Below are 17,094 nucleotides of genomic sequence, written 5' to 3'. Positions count from 1 at the left end.
CTAAGACTTAAGACTATAATCTAATTTTTCATTACAATAGGAAATATTAAGAATTCAATTTGACAAAGTGACTTAACTATGCCAGAGCAAAACCCAAATAATCAACAAACGATCGAGGATATAATTAAAACCGTTGAGATGATTTCTCAAAATTTTCAAGCTACGAGTAATTCATTTGTACCCAAAGTTCACGATTTTGTGGAAAAGGGAACAGAAAAAGTCGGCCAAATTGTTAGCCCTGTTGTTGAACATCCTTGGGTTAAATATGCGACTAAAGTACCTGTTATTAGGTGGTTGATGGCGATTTTAGGTCAAGTTAATATTGAAGAAGTTGAGCGAGATGTCAACAAACTTAAACAAGAACATCCTTTTGAAAGTCCATATCAATTAGCACAACGAGTCATTCAAACAACAACATGGAAAGCGGGTGGAGTTGGGCTAGTGACTAATTTTATTCCTCCTTTAGCGTTGGCTTTATTACCCTTAGATATTGCTGCGGTGACTGTCTTACAAGCAGAAATGATCTATCGTATTGCGGCTATTTATGGTTTAGATCTTCATGAACCGACTAGACGCGGTGAAGTGTTAGGAATTTGGTTATTGTCTACAAATACTTCTGGTTTCGTTAAAGCTGGTTTTAGTATTTTAGAAATTATTCCTATTGTTGGTACTTTCGTTGGTGTAGCAAGTGATGCCACTTTATTAGCATTGGTGGGAAATGTTGCTTCTAAGTACTATGAGGAAAAGTTAAAACGCTCTAACACTGATATTACTATCAGTTGAGATTAGTCAAATCGATTAAGTTATGTTTAGTAGAGACGAGAGATCTCACGTCTCTACCTTCCATTATTTGCATAATTAATTTCATCCTAATTTACCTTTAAGAATTCGTTCGGTTAATGTTTTCACTACAATATACAAAATTGGGACAATAAATAAACTCAAAAACGTAGCAATGAGCATACCTCCAAAAACGGCAGTTCCCAAAGTTTGACGGCTTCCCGCACCAGCACCAGTAGCAATGACTAAGGGAAAAATCCCGATTAAAGTCGATAAAGCAGTCATTAAAATCGGTCGTAAACGTTCTTGGGAAGCTTCTAATGCGGCTTTAGCAATGGGTAATCCTTCGTCTCGTAACTGATTAGCAAATTCTACGATTAAAATCGAGTTTTTACTAGCCATCCCAATTAGCATAACTAATCCAATTTGGCAATAGACATCATTCGGAAATCCCCTTAAAGATTGGGCTATTAATGCTCCCATAATTGCTAGAGGAACCGCCAGCATGATAATCAATGGATCGATATAGTTTTCGTACTGTGCCGCTAAAACCAAAAAGACGAAAACTAAGCCTAAACTGAAAATAATCGGGGCTAATCCTGCTGATTCTAACTCTTCTCGCGTCGTTCCAGACCATTCATAACCAAAACCAGGCGGTAACACTTCCTGTGCTAATTGTTCCATTGACTGAATCGCTTGCCCAGAACTAGAACCTTGGGCTGCACTTCCATTGATTTCTATGGCACGGAATAAGTTAAAGTGAGTAATGTTCTGTGCGCCAGTTGTGGAAGTAATGGTTACTAAATTGGATAACGGAATCATCTGATCTGTGGCCGATCGCACATACAATTTAGTGATATCTTCGGGTTTAGAACGATATTTTTGATCCGCTTGTACATACACTCGATAAGTTCTTTGTTGTAGGGTAAAGTCATTAACATAAGATGCCCCTAACGCCGTTTGTAGGGTATTAAAAATCTCATCCACAGAAACTTGTAATGCTTTAGCTTTATTGCGGTTGACATCAATTAGATACTGTGGACTATTAGCCGTAAATGTACTGAAAACCTGTTGTAAACCAGGGGTTTGATTCGCTTTACCCAACAGTTGCCCCATCGATTGTACCAAAGAATTCAGATCCCCATTGGCTCGACGATCTTGTAATTGAAAGACAAATCCGCCAAAATTACCTAAACCTTGTATTGCAGGTGGGTTAATGGGAAAAATTCGGGCTTCGGGAATACCCATAAATTTCCCAAACAGTTGTCCGATAATTGCTTGTGCGGTTTGTTGCGGTTGTCGGCGTTCTTTAAAAGGTTGAAGTGTGGAAAAAATAACGCCTTGGTTTGGGGTATTTCCACCAAAGGCAAAACCACCCACCGCGAAAACCCCTTTAATTTCGGGGACACTCAGCAATTCTTTTTCAACTTTTTCCATCACTCGGCTTGTATATTGCAGAGAAACGCCTTCAGGGGCTTGAATGATGGTGATAAAATAGCCTTGGTCTTCTTCGGGTAAAAAAGCGGTAGGTACTTTTAGATATAACCAAGCTGTAAAACCCAGTAAGAGAATGAATAAGCCGATAATTATTGATTTAAAACGAGATAAAGAAAAGAGCGATCCTTGATATTTCCTTCTCGTAAATTCTAACCCATCATTGAACTTGCCTAACGGGACTGCCATCCATCGGGGTAGTTGTTGCCCTTGGCGTAAGAGCAAGCCACACAGAGAGGGAGTGAGAGTTAAGGCGAGAAATGTAGAAATCAGAATCGAAAAAGCAATAGTTAAGGCAAACTGTCGATATAACGCCCCTGTTGTGCCTGGGAAAAAAGCGACAGGTACAAACACCGCCATCAATACTAAAGAAGTTGCAATAACTGCACTCGACAACTCACTCATTGCCCGACTTGCTGCTTCTTTCGGGTTCATGCCTTGTTCTTGAATGTAGCGGCTAATCTGCTCTACAACAATAATCGCATCATCGACTACCATCCCCGAAGCAAGGGTTAAACCAAACAAGGTTAAGCTATTAATCGAAAAATTAAGGGCTTTAACAAAAGCAAAGGTACCAATTAAGGCTAAAGGTATGGTTAAAGAAGGAATTAAAGTAGTACGCCAGTCCTGCAAAAAAACTAAAATGACTAAAACGACTAAACCCACCGCCATCAAAAGCGTATTTAATACTTCAGCCATTGATTCTTCGACAAATTCCGTCGTATCAAAAGCCACCTCATATCGAATATTAGGGGGAAAGCCATTTTTAAGCTTTTTCATCTCATCTTTGACTTTATGAGCCACATCTAAGGCATTTGATCCTGGAAGCTGATAAATTCCCAATCCCACGGCATCTTTAGCCTGATATCGCAAGAATGAGCCGTAATCCTGCGCTCCTAATTCCGCCCGTCCTACATCTCTAAACCGAACTAATGCCCCATTTTCATCGGTTTTTAGCAATAAATTCTCAAATTCACCAGGATCGGTTAATTGGCTCACTGCACGTAAGTCAAACTGATATTCTTGACCAACGGGTGCGGGTTCTGCTCCTAATTTTCCTGCCCCTACCTGTATATTCTGTTCTGAAAGCGCGTCAATAACATCCTGTGTCGTTAAATTACGACTGGCTAAACGGTTGGGATCTAACCACAAGCGCATCGCGTAACGTCTCTCCCCAAAAATACGGACATTACCGACACCTTCGACCCTTTTTAGCGCGTCTACTAAATACCGATCCGCGTAATTACTTAAAAAGATATTGTCATATTCATTGTTGTTACTGAATAAACCAATCCCCAATAAAATGTTATTCGATTCTTTACTAACTTGTACCCCACTACGCTGTACTGTATCAGGTAATTGGGGTTCGACAATTGCCACTTGATTTTGAACATCAACTGCTGCTAAATCTTTATTACGGCTGGAATCAAAGGTAACAGTAATACTACTGGTACCACTATTACTGCTACTAGAACTAATATACTTAAGACCCTCTACACCGTTGATTTGTCGTTCAACAATACTGGTAACGGCATTTTCCACAACTTCGGCACTCGCACCATCATAATTCGCCGTGACTTGAATTTGTGTGGGGCTAATATCGGGAAATCGTTCAATCGGGAGCAAGAAAATACTAATTGATCCCACCAGTAAAATGATGATGGCGCAGACTGAGGAAAAAACGGGGCGTTTGATAAAAAAGTCAACAAACATAATTTAGGCCCTATTGTGGCATGGGTTGAATGGGTACGCCATCAGCGACATTAAGTAAACCTGCTGTGATAATCGTTTCTCCAGCTTTTAAGCCTTCTAAGACTTGATAATTATTACCTTGTAAACTACCAAGTTTGACAGGGCGTTGTTTTGCGATCGTTTGTTCGGGTTTTCCCTCGGTTGCTGGTACTTTTTGAGCCACATAAACAAAGGTTTGTCCCCCTAAACGTGATATTGCTGCCGTTGGTACTAAAATTCCTGTTTTGCGATCCCAAATTACGTTAGCTTCAATAAACTGACGGTTTAATAATGAGCCATTAAGATTTGAGATATCGGCTTTGGCTAAAATTAATTGCGAACTGGAATTAACATCTGGTGAAATAAAATTAATCCTTCCTGTAGCCGCAACTTTACCCTGAGCATCTAAAATTTCTACAGGTAAACCAACTCGTAGTCTAGGCGCTTGTTCTAAAGGAATAGATAGATTGAGTTCTAAATCATCATTAGCTGTGACCGTGGTTAGTTCAGTTGTATCATCAACATAATCGCCGATTTTTGTCGGAATATCGCCGATTTTTCCAGAAATTGGCGCAACAACCCGTGTTTTATTAACATTGACTTGTGCGAGTCGAACTTGTGCGGTGGCTTCAGCAACATCGGCTCGTCCTTGAGCAATTTCTTCAACACGAGAACCGCTTTCAATTCGTCTCAGGTTTTGGGCTTCTCGTTCCACACTAGCAGCTAATTCATTAATATCCGACTGCCTACCTTTACGTAGTTCAGTAATTCGGCGTTGGGCTTGTTGGACTGCGGCGTTAGCATTACGTTGTGTGGTGAGGTATTCTTGATACTGATCCTCAGAGATTGCGCCTTCTTGCCTTAAAGTAGAGTAACGCCTAACTCTTTGATTAGCTAAATCGGCACTCGCTTGTGCTGAGGCTAATTGTGCTTGTGCTTGAGCAATTTCTTCAGAAGGTGCGCCAGACTTGGCATTAATCAGACGTGCTTGAGCTTCTCTAAGTTGAGCTTGAGCTTCTGCAATATCTTCTACTCGGTTCCCTGCTTCGAGTTGTGTGAGTCTGGCTCTAGCATTTTCGAGTTTGGCTCTGTCTGCTAAAAGTTGCGCCTCTAAATCTTCGCTATCGAGTCGATAAAGAACTTGACCTGCTTGTACGCGATCGCCTTCTTTGACTAAAATATTACTAATGCGTCCTGCTACTTCTGATTTAATAGTTACAGCGCGATTCGCTTCTAGGGTTCCAAGAACTTCAGATTTGTCTTCTACGGTTCCTGCTTGAACGGTCATCAGTTTAACGGGCATAGCAGGAGGTTGCCCCGCTAAAGTTTGATCATTACCCGCATTTTGAATCGTTTTCCAGCTATTCCATCCCCAAACACCGCCAATCGTTAATAAGATAATGCCTGCTATCGGTAGCCATTTCTGACGTTTATTGGCTGCTGGATATGAGGGTGCTTGCTCAGATGATTCCCACGACTGAGACGGCTTTGATAGTTTGGGATCTTGCATAGTCCCTCTAAATGGTGACGCAGATTAAAAATATGTTTTATATTCTAATACATTAAGCAATATAAATTTTTTGACAGCTTTTTAGTTATCTCTTTTGATAGAAAAAACAAAAACGGTAAAGACGATTAATCTATACCGTTTTTTCAGGTAATGAATCAATTATTGGGTTAATCCATCAAAAACGCCTCGTAATGCCGCTACTGCATCTTGTGTTCTTGCCCAGACGCTTTGATCTGGATCTTTTCCAGTCAGTTCGCGGGTTCCTAAAACTTCCAAAATGCCTTTGAGTTGTTCTTGATGAGCGCGATTTTTGAAGTTAACTTGATTTAAAGGAGCGATCGCATCTTTCAACTCATTATCTTCAATTGTTTGTGAAGCTTTGTGAACAATTAAGCCCGTCATAACTGTTTGATGCTTAATCCGTTCATGAGCAGAGAATTTTTGATAGGGAGTTAGCTCATCGCCATCCATCAATCGCTTCACTTGCTCAATATATTGATCCATTGTATCTCTAGGTTGTACGCTACCGCCGTCTAATTTACCTAAAACGCCGTTAATCACGTTTAAATTTTCTTGATCATCTCTTAAAAAATCATTCAAGCGATTTTGGATCTCTGTGTCACTGCCCGCGATCGGTAGTAGTTTTTGCTCATTAGCAATCAATAACTCTTGTAGTGCTTTAAGATCCGCTAATTCCATAGCGATCGCTTGACGCTTGGTATTATCCAGTGTCACAACCATACTTGATTTTCCTCAAAAAATTCAGAACAACTTCAGCATCGCATTTATAGCTTTTTCAGCTAACCTTCTTAAGATAGATTCTCAATTATGAGTTAAGATTATTTGAAATAAGTGTCTGAAACACTTACAACTTGATCAAGTTATCACTTAACTCAGGAGCAGTATCGATTATACTAATTGAAAATAATTCTTAAATATTCTCAATAATTTTTTTTGTATCAGATTGTAACAAAATTGAAAAGATCAGCCTTTTTTATGTTGAAAATGGAAAGCTAAATATGTTAATCCCTCTCAAGGAACAAAAAATAATGACTTCACCTGATGGCGTTTGGTTAAATACAAGTCCGAGTTTACAGTGTTTTGCTCATCCCTTGCTTTCTTATCTATCGCGTCAAGCTACTGTTACTCAGTGGAACTACCAACAAAATCAGGATAAAGCTTGTTCCTTTGATGAAGCGATTATTCAACTTCATCAATATATCCATTTACTAGAGCAGCCAGTTCACTTAATTGGGCATAGTACATCTGGATTACTCGGTTTTCTTTACACCCGTCTCTATCCTAATACTGTCAAATCTTTAACCCTGTTAGCAGTGGGGAGTGATGCGGCGATAGATTGGCAAGCGCATTATTATACACATCGTCTCTTCATGAACCGTGAAAAGCTTTTTAAAACGATGGTGTATAATTTATTTGGTTATCAGGATCAACAAACTCTTCAAGATTTAGTTACTCTTCTAGAACAAGATTTAGAATGTTCACTCTCGCCCCACTCTCTATTTAAACAGATAAGTATTCAACCGGGTAATATCCCAGTTCCTTTAATGATTTATGGTAGTAATGATGATCCGATTGTAGATGTTGACGCTTTACAAAGTTGGAACACGTGGTTAAAAGAGGGTGATTGTTTGTTAACCTGTCGAGAAGGACGACATTTCTTTCACTTTTTCCAAGCTCCACAAGTGGGATCTCAGATTCTTAAATTTTGGCAATCTATCCATCCTAAATGTTTAGCCATGTCTCAAACTAATCTATATCAAGCTGCACCTAAAACATAATGACTAAAGGCAACTTGATATAGAAGATTTGAAATTTTAGAGCATAAATATTAATTATAATTTACACTTTAAAATACTTAACTTTTGCCAAATTTTCTCCTTTAGAAGTAATAAGAGCGTTTTTACAGGTTATTAAAAAAGACATCTCCTCAGATGATTGGCTACCTGCCTCTTTATCTATTTCACCTTGATTTGCTTCTTCTTTGATCAAATGGTCTAGATGTTCGAGTACTTCAGTTTTATTAACTGTTTTTTCTCCGAAATCTTCAGCAGAAAAACTCACATCTTGACCTTGCTCACTGTGTTTAACTTTATTGAGCAGGTAATAGAGGATGTCATTGCGCAGGTTATCTAAGCGTACACTTTCGGGTTGTACTTGATCTGAAATTGTCATAAAAATCTCCATCAATTTATGAGTAAGTTTAAACAGTTTTGCTTTAACTATTCTTTTTTAAAATTATTGAGAATAATTTGATTAAGTAAATAAGCCTTTAGATAGATGAAACTCGTCATATTGTACTAAAATGGCGAATTAACATGAAATTCTTTAATGGAGGGGCTTGAGATGAGGTCACTTCAATCTATCTTTAGCACTATATAAAATATTTTATTGCAAAAGATTATCTTTAACCTAAATTAATATTAAATTAATTAATAATTATCAATGATTTTTAACCGCAAAGGTATAAATACCGTTTAAAATCCGACGACAACTTGCCAAAGCATCAAAGTAATTAAAATAACAGATAAATGCTGAGGAATTAGTAATTTAAAAGATTGTTTAGCTATCTTTTGCGTCAAGATAATAGACGTAATTACACCTATGATGAGGACTGAACCTTGTAAAAAAGAAATAACAGCAGGATGAGCGACAAAAATCGGTAAACCTTCACCCGATAAACCAAAAGTTGCCAAAGTAACAGGTAAAATTTTCCCTGCTTCACCTAGCCATAATTTTAAATAATGTGCAAGATTTCCCATTAAAACTAAAGGCAAATAACCGTAAGCTAATTGAATAAATGAAAGTGATTTACAAGCTTTTTTGGTTTGAGCAAAAATTCTAATGACTTTTTGAGCCATAAAAGGGAGAACTACAGGAAATAATAAGACAATCGTTGAAATCACTGCATGAATCCAAAATATCTCTAAATTCAAATTTATCTTTAGTCGAAAGATAATTTCAGATAAATGATGTAAAAATACAGCCCCTAGTAATAAAAAAAGTAATGCTACTTCATAATTTCTAGCGGCATGAGTAGTCCATAATTCAATCCCTGGAAACCGTAAATTAAATTCTACTGAACGATGAGGACACGCTTTCAAACAAGTCATACATAAAACACAATCGCGGTTATCTTCTAATTGTGCAGGATGAGAATACAAAGGACAACCATCTGTTTCCATTCCTTCACCTTTTTGGGGCCCACCTTTATAACATTGATAAGTCGTACATTCAGCAGAACAAGTTCCCTGTTGCGCCCTTAATTCGGTCATTGACAGTTTAGCAAACATCCCATTCATGCCACCAATAGGACATAAATAGCGACACCAAAATCGTCTTTCAAAAATACTGGAAAAAATCACCGCACCCGCAGTAATCAATAACAATAAGCAAGAAGATAAATAAGCTGTATTTTCTAAATTCCAAAGTTCCTCCCAAAGTAAAATTAAAACAAATAAACCATATAAAAACCAGCCGCCCCATTTTTCAGCACTTTGTCGAGGCCATTTTTTTAATTGTCTAGGAAATAACCTTAAAGAAAGTTTTTGTGTTATTTCTCCATAAATCATAAAAGGACAAACCGAACACCAAACACGACCGACAAAAGGAAAACCAATTAAAATTAATGGCCACCACCAAGCCCAAAATAAGTTTAATGCAAAATTTTTATCTCTAGTTTGTGGCCCGATAAATAGAAGAATAACAACAATCGCAAAAGCAAAAGTTGTAAAGCGATAATTAATATAATCTGTCCACCAAGAACTCCTCAAGAATTGACGTAATCTAGGATAAGTATTTAATAAATTGAGACGAAATTGTTTTTTCTTATTTTGTGAGGGCCAAATAATTTCTTCAGTAATAACCTTATTTCCGCCTAATTGAATCAGTGAACGTTCGACTAAACTTTCTAATTCTCTTAAATTATTAGGAAAATCATAAGCTTGTAATTTTCGGATTGCTTCTGGTGTAACAATGGGGCGTTTAACTCCTTTTCTTTGACAAAGTATATTAATATAATATTTAACTTGGTCTTCTATATCGGCTTTCCTGACTCGTAAAGGTGGTACTTTAATCAAATGTCCAACCAGTGGATCTATTTCTGGTAAAGTTTTTTCAGAAATCATAATGATTCTAGCTTGACTTATTTTGTCTGAAGCTGATTGATTAAAGCGACTAACTGGTTTAAATGTATTGGTTTTAAGTAATTCAATAAGAAAGGGAAATAATTCTTTTGGAAGTTCTTGGATATTATTTAAAATTAATGTACCCTCTTCTAATGCTTCTAATAATCCTATTTTTCCTTCCTCTTGACCAAATAATTCTACACCATTGACTTTAAGCGTTGAACAATTTACTTTAATAATGGGTTGATGACGACACGCAGAACCATAATGAATTAAAGCAGCTATGTTGTCTTTTTCTAGACCTGGTTCACCAAAAATTAAAACATTTTGATGACTTTGAAAGGCTTGTTTAATATCAGATCTTAATCTTTCAGCATAACGACTTTTGCCCACAATCCCCCGTTTGGCACGAGGAACAACATAGGATCTTAATAAATTCTGTCGTTCTTGTTCAAAATTTAATTTCTGTGAGATTTCTTCGAGTTCTTTAGCGAGTTGCTGTGAAAAAGCTTGAGAAATTTCTGAGTATTGTTTAACTAATTCTTGTAATTTTAGTGAACTAAGAAACCAGACATCAGATTCACTTAAAGTCGTTACAGTTTCTAATGAAGGTTGGTTGAGTAAGACTGATTTAATATTGATGATAGAGCCTTGAATTAAACCCAAAGACCGAAACTGTTTACTATTACTTTCTAGACATCCCGAACGAAGAATATATATACCATCAGGGATAGTATCTTCTACCGCTAAATCTTGATAAATAGGTATTGTTTGTTGTTCGAGTTGAGTTGCGATCGCATTTAAAACCTCATCACTCAAAACAGTTAGATGAGTACGTTCTTTTAGCCAAGTTACAATATCATGAGAAGACATATTTTTAAATGAATACTTTAATGATTGAATTATCTGCCTTTTGGGTACCTTTAACTTTATTGGGTTTAATTATTTTAGCGGCTATTTTTTTTAGTCAAGTCAAGTAGCCATTAAACCTGACACAGCCTTTGAGGAATGATAGGATACAAAAGAATATTAAATTGCACCTCATCAAAGGAATGACCAGTCAGTTAAAAAATCAGATTAAAATTGCAGTTGTTGGAGACATCCACGATCAATGGGAAGAACAAGATAATCTCACCCTCAAACACTTAGAAGTCGATTTAGTTTTATTTGTGGGTGATTTTGGTAACGAATCTGTTAATATTGTGCGTAAAATCGCGTCTTTAGACCTGCCTAAAGCGGCTATCATGGGGAATCATGACGCTTGGTATACCGCTTCATCATGGGGACGCAAACAATCGCCCTACGATCATGATAAGGAAGACTGGGTACAAGAACAATTAAATTTATTAGCAGAGGCTCATGTGGGATATGGAAAACTAGATTTTCCTGAGTTTGGTTTATCCATTGTCGGAAGTCGTCCTTTTAGTTGGGGTGGTTCTGACTGGAAAAATAAAACGTTTCTCCAGACTCGTTACGGTATCAAGAATTTTACTGAGTCTACCGCTAAGATTATAGAACAGGTAGAACAAACAGCATTTGATACACTGATATTTTTAGGGCATAATGGCCCTTCTGGACTCGGTGAACAAGCAGAGGATATTTGTGGGAAAGACTGGCAACCCATTGGGGGAGATCACGGTGATCCAGATTTTGCTGAAGCGATCGCACTTACTAGACAAATGGGTAAAAACATTCCCCTCGTTACGTTTGGACATATGCACCATCGTCTGAGGCATACCCAAACTCAACTCAGAACACAAATTCAGAGCGATTTAGAAACAATTTACTTGAATGCGGCTAGAGTTCCGCGTATCATAGAAAAAAATGGGCAAAAACTGCGAAATTACTCGATTGTGACCCTTGAACAAGGAAAAGTTACACAAGTAAGTCTAGTTTGGGTGAATTTAGAATATCAAATATATGATCAAAAATTAATTTACTCGACACAAGAAAATATTCCTCAAGCAGTTTAGTTCAATTTTTGTTATAATACTGATCTTTGGAGAGGTGGCAGAGTGGTCTAATGCGCTCGACTTGAAATCGAGTGAAGGGAAACCTTCCGAGAGTTCGAATCTCTCCCTCTCCGTTGAAGAAAACTTGACAAAGTTGTTACAAATGTTAGATAATTGTAGATTGTGTGTCTAAGTCCTGCTCGGATCAGGTTCAGGCATGGGCAAATTCTAGATCAAACTTGATTTAGATACCTGTACGGCAAATCAGAAAGAGAAGTGTTTTTATGAGTTACGCAATTATTGAAACTGGTGGCAAACAGCTAAAAGTAGAACCAGGACGCTTTTACGATATAGAACGTTTACACGTTGAAGCAAGCGAAACTTTAGCGATTGATAAAGTTCTTTTAATCAGTCATGATGATGAAATAACGGTAGGACAACCTTTTGTAGAAGGTGCAGTGGTTGAAGGAACGGTTTTAGACCACCGCAGAGGCAAAAAAATCCTCATCTACAAAATGAAACCCAAAAAGAAAACCCGCAAAAAACGGGGTCATCGTCAGGAGTTAACCCGTTTTATGATTAACTCGATTAGCGTTAATGGTGAAGTTTTAGCTATGGTAGAAACAGATCTAAGACGTGTTGTCTTAACTGATGCGTCTACAGAAGAAGAATAACAAACATCAATTTAAAATAATCAAAGGAGAAAAAAATGGCTCATAAGAAAGGTACAGGTAGTACACGTAACGGACGTGACTCTACAGCCAAACGTTTAGGTGTCAAGCGTTATGGTGGACAAGTTGTTAAAGCTGGTAATATTATTATCCGTCAACGTGGTAGTAGCGTTCATCCTGGTATTAATGTCGGTTGTGGCAAAGATTACACTTTATATGCTTTAACTGATGGTGTAGTAACCTTTGAACACAAAGACAGAAAACGGTATAAAGTTAGCGTCTATCCCGTTGCTCAAGAAGCTGTAGCAGGCTAAAATTAGATCTTGTAGAGACGTGATATATCGCGTCTCTACTCTTGAACGATAATATTAATCCTAAAACAAACTGAGATTCAACGAAAAATATAACCCTTGTTCTTGCAAAGAATCATTACTTTGATTTACCTTCGTTAAAGGTATTCCCCAATCAAAACGGGCTGTTAGGCGATCGCTCATTTGCCATTGTAAACCTAAACCAACACCGATTAAAGTATTTGGACTTGGAGTAGGAATTGGGTTATTTCCATTATTCCAACCAACGCCAAAATCGACAAATGGCACAACCTGTAATACTCCTTTAATACTTGCAACCCGTAAAATCGGGAGACGTACCTCCGCAGTTGTAAAAAAGCCATTATCAGTTAATAGCAAGTCCTGACGATAGCCGCGCACACTATACAAACCACCTACAGCAAATTGTTCTAAAGGTACTAAGGCTCGATCCGCCAATTGTAGATCAGAACGTATTACAAATAATGTATCTGGTGCTAAAAGCCTTACATATTGTCCTTGTCCGCGCCAATTAAAAAACAGACTATCGGGAGAATGTGCATTAACAGTAGAACCGATACCAAGACCGACATTAAATTGAGAACGAACCGCTAATACATCTTGAGGGCTGCGTTGTAACCATTCTTGAAAAAAACGTAGGGCAGAAATACGAGTTTGTCCGTTTTCGTCGGCACCTGGTGAAAGCGGATAATTAATCCCTAAAATTTCGTTGTTACTTTCTTGATGTGAAGCAGTTACCCCTAAAGCAAATTCATGTTTAGGCGTTTGAATTACAGGTTGTCGTATTGTTAGCTCAAAATAAGCGGAATTCCCCGTAATATCAAGTTCATCAAAGGGATCTTCAATGACTCTTGAATAATTAATGCCACCTGCTAAAATCACTGTACCGTTGCGTGGGTTAATCGGGATGCTATAACGTAGATCAAGGTTATTGCTGCCGTTAGTATTGATGTACTCTAAGAAAAAACCATCACCATAACCGAGTACATTATCTTCTATAATACGCAGTCCTCTTTGAAAACTTCCTACACTAGGATTTCTGCCATTATCTGCTACTAATTCCATATTAAAAGTATCTGCTTCTTTAACGCGAACGGTTAATAAACTCAGTTCTGGACGCGAACCTGTAGACAACTCGGCTGAGATATTTTCAACAAGAGGATTAAGTTGTAATAATTGTAAAGCTTCTAATAAACGATTTTGATTAAGTGGTTTTGTTGTGGCTAATGCTAAACGACTCCTAATATATTCGCTTTTGAGTCGTCCATCGACAGTTACTTGTATATCTTCTAGACCACCTTCAATAATTTGAATTTTGACGATCGCAGCATTTTGATTTAAAGTTTGGTTAGCTGGAATAATGGCACCAGAATTAATATACCCTGCATTCGTATAAGATTTTGTTATAGCCGCTTCAGCTTGTAGGAGTTCTGCGAAAGTAATCGGACGATTTATAAAAGGTGCAGTGACTGCGGTCAGTTCTTCGTTACTAAAAGCCGTATTTCCCTCAAAAATAAACTGACTAACCGTAATATTACCTGGTATTTGAGGCAGTTCGGGAGTGATGGGAGGACTGGGGGAAGGTGTTTCTAAAGGTACTTCGGGTAAGGGTTGCGGTATAGGTAACGGTGGCGCTGTCGGTCTTGGGGGAATCACCCTCGGAGGAATTTGAGAAATTTGCTCACTTTTTAATACATTCTGAGCTATAGTTTTGTCTGTATAAAAAATAACAAAAAGCCATAAAAATTGAATCCCTAGGCTGAGTAGGGCGACATTTTGCCTCAAAATATTCACAATTTTTTGGGTTAGGTAAACAACTAAATTTAATCATACATATAGGTCTACGCTTTCTGCGGTTAATTAATGTAGGTTCAACTTCACTTAACACCTAAAACATCATCACGACAAACCCACTCTAAGTTACAGAATGTAAATAATTGATGATCGCTTTTAAACCCAATTTATAACTATCTGCACCAAAACCACTAATTTGACCTATCACTACAGGTGCAATATATGAATGATGGCGAAAACTTTCGCGTTGATAAATATTACTTAAATGAACTTCTACAGCAGGGATTTTTACTCCTAATAAAGCATCTCGAATTGCTACACTCGTATGAGTATACGCACCTGCATTAATCACAATTCCTTGATGAATTCCCCAAGCTTCATGAATGGCATCGACTAACACCCCTTCATGATTTGATTGTAGCGTTGCTAGGGTCACTCCTAAAGAACTAGCCTCCTCAGTTAAGAGAAGGTTAATTTCATCCAGCGTAAGACTCCCGTATAAATTCGGTTCTCGCTTTCCTAACAAATTAAGGTTAGGCCCGTGCAAGACCAAAATACTATACTTTTCCAAAATATTTTATCTTTATTATCTTATGTGATCGGGGTTAGCGTTGTCGAGGTTCTCTCACAGGAATTGGAATTAATTCGGGTTCGGGTTCTGCTTCAGGGCCGAAAAGGGTTTCAACGATTCTGCGCGCCCATTCTCTAATCTTTTCCAACAATTGGTCTATGTAGTCCATCGGTCAGACTGCTCCTCTACTGTAGAAAGAGTGATCTTGATTAGCTTGTTTAAAGTGAATACGTTTTATCAAAAATAGTTTGATAATCAGTGTTACAACTCTCAAGGGGACAAGCTGGGTAATAGTAAGTGTCTTCTACATAAAGATTAACATATGTTTCTTAGCGAAGGGTAGGATTAATTACAATTTTTTTCTAATTTTTTTATCAGTAGACGACGTAAACCATCAAGAGCAATGCAAGAACTCAGATAACGAATGGTTTCCCGTTCTCTTTGTTGTCCTAAACGATATTCGTGCGCTTCTACTCCACCATCTGGAGTCGCAAAACCAATGTAAACCAGTCCGACGGGTTTTACATCACTTCCTCCACCTGGCCCCGCAATTCCTGTAAGACTGATTCCCCAATCAGTTCCTAGCTTATTTTTGACTCCTTTAGCCATTTGTTGGGCAACAATCTCACTCACGGCACCATATTCTGCTAAATCATCTTTATTTACGTCCAAAAGTGCGATTTTAATCCGATTATCATAGGAAATCACACCACCATAAAAGTAATCTGAACTACCAGCAATCGTAGTCAGCATTGCTCCTAAACCGCCACCTGTACAAGATTCAGCGACACTAAGAGTCTGTTTCATTTCTCGCAAAAGTTGTCCAACCACCGAAGCGAGTGTATCTGTATCTGAACCAAAATAATCTAATCCTGCAACTTCTCGAATTTTTTGGGCAACAGGTTCAATTAAGGTAATAGCTTCCGTTTCAGATTTTGCTTTTGCGGATACTCTTAGTTTAACTTCTCCCATCGAAGCGTAAGGAGCGACAGTAGGATTAGATAAATTGAGTAAATCCCCCACTTTTTCAGCGAGTGCCGATTCTCCAATACCGCGAAATTTCATCAAACGACTATAGATAATTTCCTTTCCCCATCCTTGTTTTTTTAAGTAAGGGACGGCTGTTTCTTGCCACATCCGTTTCATTTCTGAAGGAACACCAGGAAAAGTCAAAATAATTAAATTCGGTCGCGGTTGCCAAATCATCCCTGGTGCCGTTCCAGAGGGATTAGATAGTACACTTGCACCTTGAGGAATGAGAGCTTGTTTGCAATTACTGGGGGTCATGACTCGCCCAATCGAGTTAAATTTATGTTGAATATCTTGAAGAACCTCGGTATCTTCAATCAGGGGTGTATTAAAATAAGATGCGATCGCTTCTGTCGTTAAATCATCGGGAGTCGGGCCTAAACCCCCTGTAAAAATTAAAATAGAAGATCTTTGACACGCTAAATCAATCACTTGATGAATGCGACCAATATTATCACCGACTACACTTTGATAGTAGTGCGAGATGCCGAGTCTTGCAAATTCTTGAGCTAAATACTGAGCATTACTATTTAAAATATCTCCTAACAGTAATTCCGTTCCCACACAAATTAGTTCTACACTCATAATTACATCTATCCGACTAATCCCTTAAACCATTGTCGCGTAAAAGAGTGACATTCTCCTTTAACTCTTAGTTTGAGAGTGATTTTCATTAAGAGTGCATAATTTTTTGATTGAGCAATAACTGTAACTATTTATATCACTTGTTCGGAAAATTTAATGATTAATTATCAGTTATCATCTATGTAATACATGACAAGTTTATAAGTTATTTCAGATAGTGGTATCTCATTTGTATCAAAAAAATTGCATTTTCCTCGACTTTATACACAATTCTATGTTCATCATTAATACGCCTTGACCAAAACTCTGAAAATTCATATCTAAGAGCTTCTGGCTTTCCTGTACCTTCAAAAGGAGTACGTTTAATTTCTTTAATCAGTGCATTAATTTTCTTAAGAGTTTTTCGATCTGTTTCCGGCCAATACAAATAATCATCCCAAGCATCATCTGAAAAAATCAAATTCACTCAAGTAACTCCCGTCTAAACTTTTGAGCTTTTAAAT

At 37.7% G+C, this 17,094-nt stretch carries 15 protein-coding genes and 1 tRNA gene; 6 read left to right on the top strand and 10 right to left on the bottom strand.

Annotated elements, in window-relative coordinates; all coding sequences use genetic code 11:
* Positions 1-78: 78 nt before the first annotated feature.
* The gene (locus CFPU101_RS20735) at positions 79-783 is read left to right on the top strand and encodes an EcsC family protein (protein ID WP_206817225.1); all 705 of its coding nucleotides are present in this window, start codon (positions 79-81) and stop codon (positions 781-783) included.
* A gap of 81 nt (positions 784-864) precedes the next feature.
* On the opposite strand, the gene CFPU101_RS20730 is transcribed toward CFPU101_RS20735, so the two are convergent.
* The 3 genes from CFPU101_RS20730 to CFPU101_RS20720 all read right to left on the bottom strand — a co-directional run bounded on the left by CFPU101_RS20730 (position 865) and on the right by CFPU101_RS20720 (position 6,256).
* Positions 865-3,987: an efflux RND transporter permease subunit gene (locus tag CFPU101_RS20730; RefSeq protein WP_206817224.1), complete on the bottom strand. Its 3,123-nt coding sequence runs from the start codon at positions 3,985-3,987 to the stop codon at positions 865-867.
* Positions 3,988-3,997: 10 nt separating this feature from the next.
* On the bottom strand, positions 3,998-5,515 hold the full coding sequence (locus CFPU101_RS20725) for an efflux RND transporter periplasmic adaptor subunit (protein WP_206817223.1): 1,518 nt from the start codon (positions 5,513-5,515) through the stop codon (positions 3,998-4,000).
* Between the two features lie 159 nt (positions 5,516-5,674).
* Complete coding sequence (locus CFPU101_RS20720; protein WP_206817222.1) at positions 5,675-6,256, bottom strand: hemerythrin HHE cation-binding protein; 582 nt, start codon at positions 6,254-6,256, stop codon at positions 5,675-5,677.
* Positions 6,257-6,564: 308 nt separating this feature from the next.
* On the opposite strand from CFPU101_RS20720, the gene CFPU101_RS20715 reads away from it, so the two are divergent.
* The gene (locus CFPU101_RS20715) at positions 6,565-7,314 is read left to right on the top strand and encodes an alpha/beta fold hydrolase (RefSeq protein ID WP_242578140.1); all 750 of its coding nucleotides are present in this window, start codon (positions 6,565-6,567) and stop codon (positions 7,312-7,314) included.
* Between the two features lie 61 nt (positions 7,315-7,375).
* Here CFPU101_RS20715 and CFPU101_RS20710 read toward each other — a convergent pair whose 3' ends face one another.
* Together CFPU101_RS20710 and CFPU101_RS20705 are read right to left on the bottom strand one after the other, a co-directional pair.
* Positions 7,376-7,708: a hypothetical protein gene (locus CFPU101_RS20710; protein ID WP_206817221.1), complete on the bottom strand. Its 333-nt coding sequence runs from the start codon at positions 7,706-7,708 to the stop codon at positions 7,376-7,378.
* A gap of 302 nt (positions 7,709-8,010) precedes the next feature.
* Entirely contained in the window at positions 8,011-10,533 is a 2,523-nt protein-coding gene (locus tag CFPU101_RS20705; protein WP_206817220.1) for a sigma 54-interacting transcriptional regulator, read from the bottom strand.
* Between the two features lie 179 nt (positions 10,534-10,712).
* Between CFPU101_RS20705 and CFPU101_RS20700 the strand changes: the two genes are divergently transcribed.
* The 4 genes from CFPU101_RS20700 to rpmA all read left to right on the top strand — a co-directional run bounded on the left by CFPU101_RS20700 (position 10,713) and on the right by rpmA (position 12,597).
* Positions 10,713-11,633, top strand: a complete 921-nt coding sequence (locus tag CFPU101_RS20700; RefSeq protein ID WP_206817219.1) for a TIGR04168 family protein — start codon at positions 10,713-10,715, stop codon at positions 11,631-11,633.
* 28 nt (positions 11,634-11,661) lie between these two features.
* Positions 11,662-11,746 (top strand) — tRNA-Ser (locus CFPU101_RS20695).
* A gap of 150 nt (positions 11,747-11,896) precedes the next feature.
* Complete coding sequence (gene rplU / locus CFPU101_RS20690; protein ID WP_206817218.1) at positions 11,897-12,286, top strand: 50S ribosomal protein L21; 390 nt, start codon at positions 11,897-11,899, stop codon at positions 12,284-12,286.
* 35 nt (positions 12,287-12,321) lie between these two features.
* Complete coding sequence (rpmA, locus tag CFPU101_RS20685) at positions 12,322-12,597, top strand: 50S ribosomal protein L27 (protein ID WP_206817217.1); 276 nt, start codon at positions 12,322-12,324, stop codon at positions 12,595-12,597.
* A gap of 60 nt (positions 12,598-12,657) precedes the next feature.
* On the opposite strand, the gene CFPU101_RS20680 is transcribed toward rpmA, so the two are convergent.
* The 5 genes from CFPU101_RS20680 to CFPU101_RS20665 form a co-directional block, all read right to left on the bottom strand.
* Positions 12,658-14,406, bottom strand: coding sequence for a ShlB/FhaC/HecB family hemolysin secretion/activation protein (locus tag CFPU101_RS20680; protein WP_242578139.1), 1,749 nt, complete (start codon positions 14,404-14,406; stop codon positions 12,658-12,660).
* A 121-nt stretch (positions 14,407-14,527) separates the two neighbouring features.
* Positions 14,528-14,977 (bottom strand): type II 3-dehydroquinate dehydratase, encoded by a 450-nt coding sequence (gene aroQ / locus CFPU101_RS20675; protein ID WP_206817215.1) that lies wholly within the window; start codon positions 14,975-14,977, stop codon positions 14,528-14,530.
* A 34-nt stretch (positions 14,978-15,011) separates the two neighbouring features.
* Complete coding sequence (locus CFPU101_RS26050) at positions 15,012-15,146, bottom strand: hypothetical protein (RefSeq protein WP_277988785.1); 135 nt, start codon at positions 15,144-15,146, stop codon at positions 15,012-15,014.
* Positions 15,147-15,322: 176 nt separating this feature from the next.
* Complete coding sequence (locus tag CFPU101_RS20670; protein ID WP_206817214.1) at positions 15,323-16,591, bottom strand: competence/damage-inducible protein A; 1,269 nt, start codon at positions 16,589-16,591, stop codon at positions 15,323-15,325.
* Positions 16,592-16,796: 205 nt separating this feature from the next.
* Positions 16,797-17,057: a Txe/YoeB family addiction module toxin gene (locus tag CFPU101_RS20665; RefSeq protein WP_206817213.1), complete on the bottom strand. Its 261-nt coding sequence runs from the start codon at positions 17,055-17,057 to the stop codon at positions 16,797-16,799.
* Between the last annotated feature and the right edge of the window lie 37 nt (positions 17,058-17,094).

It is taken from the genome of Chroococcus sp. FPU101 (genome assembly GCF_017312365.1).
Lineage (GTDB): Bacteria > Cyanobacteriota > Cyanobacteriia > Cyanobacteriales > Microcystaceae > Chroococcus.
Note: the sequence above shows the minus strand (reverse complement) of the source record. Positions and strands in the feature narration are given on the sequence as shown.

What these genes read in the sequence shown, in the direction of transcription:
- CFPU101_RS20715 (WP_242578140.1), top strand. Translation starts at nt 6,565, where the DNA reads ATGACTTCACCTGATGGCGTTTGGTTAAATACAAGTCCGAGTTTACAG.
- CFPU101_RS26050 (WP_277988785.1), bottom strand. Translation starts at nt 15,146, where the DNA reads ATGGACTACATAGACCAATTGTTGGAAAAGATTAGAGAATGGGCGCGC.
- CFPU101_RS20735 (WP_206817225.1), top strand. Translation starts at nt 79, where the DNA reads ATGCCAGAGCAAAACCCAAATAATCAACAAACGATCGAGGATATAATT.
- CFPU101_RS20705 (WP_206817220.1), bottom strand. Translation starts at nt 10,533, where the DNA reads ATGTCTTCTCATGATATTGTAACTTGGCTAAAAGAACGTACTCATCTA.
- rpmA (WP_206817217.1), top strand. Translation starts at nt 12,322, where the DNA reads ATGGCTCATAAGAAAGGTACAGGTAGTACACGTAACGGACGTGACTCT.
- CFPU101_RS20720 (WP_206817222.1), bottom strand. Translation starts at nt 6,256, where the DNA reads ATGGTTGTGACACTGGATAATACCAAGCGTCAAGCGATCGCTATGGAA.
- CFPU101_RS20670 (WP_206817214.1), bottom strand. Translation starts at nt 16,591, where the DNA reads ATGAGTGTAGAACTAATTTGTGTGGGAACGGAATTACTGTTAGGAGAT.
- rplU (WP_206817218.1), top strand. Translation starts at nt 11,897, where the DNA reads ATGAGTTACGCAATTATTGAAACTGGTGGCAAACAGCTAAAAGTAGAA.
- CFPU101_RS20725 (WP_206817223.1), bottom strand. Translation starts at nt 5,515, where the DNA reads ATGCAAGATCCCAAACTATCAAAGCCGTCTCAGTCGTGGGAATCATCT.
- CFPU101_RS20730 (WP_206817224.1), bottom strand. Translation starts at nt 3,987, where the DNA reads ATGTTTGTTGACTTTTTTATCAAACGCCCCGTTTTTTCCTCAGTCTGC.
- CFPU101_RS20700 (WP_206817219.1), top strand. Translation starts at nt 10,713, where the DNA reads ATGACCAGTCAGTTAAAAAATCAGATTAAAATTGCAGTTGTTGGAGAC.
- CFPU101_RS20710 (WP_206817221.1), bottom strand. Translation starts at nt 7,708, where the DNA reads ATGACAATTTCAGATCAAGTACAACCCGAAAGTGTACGCTTAGATAAC.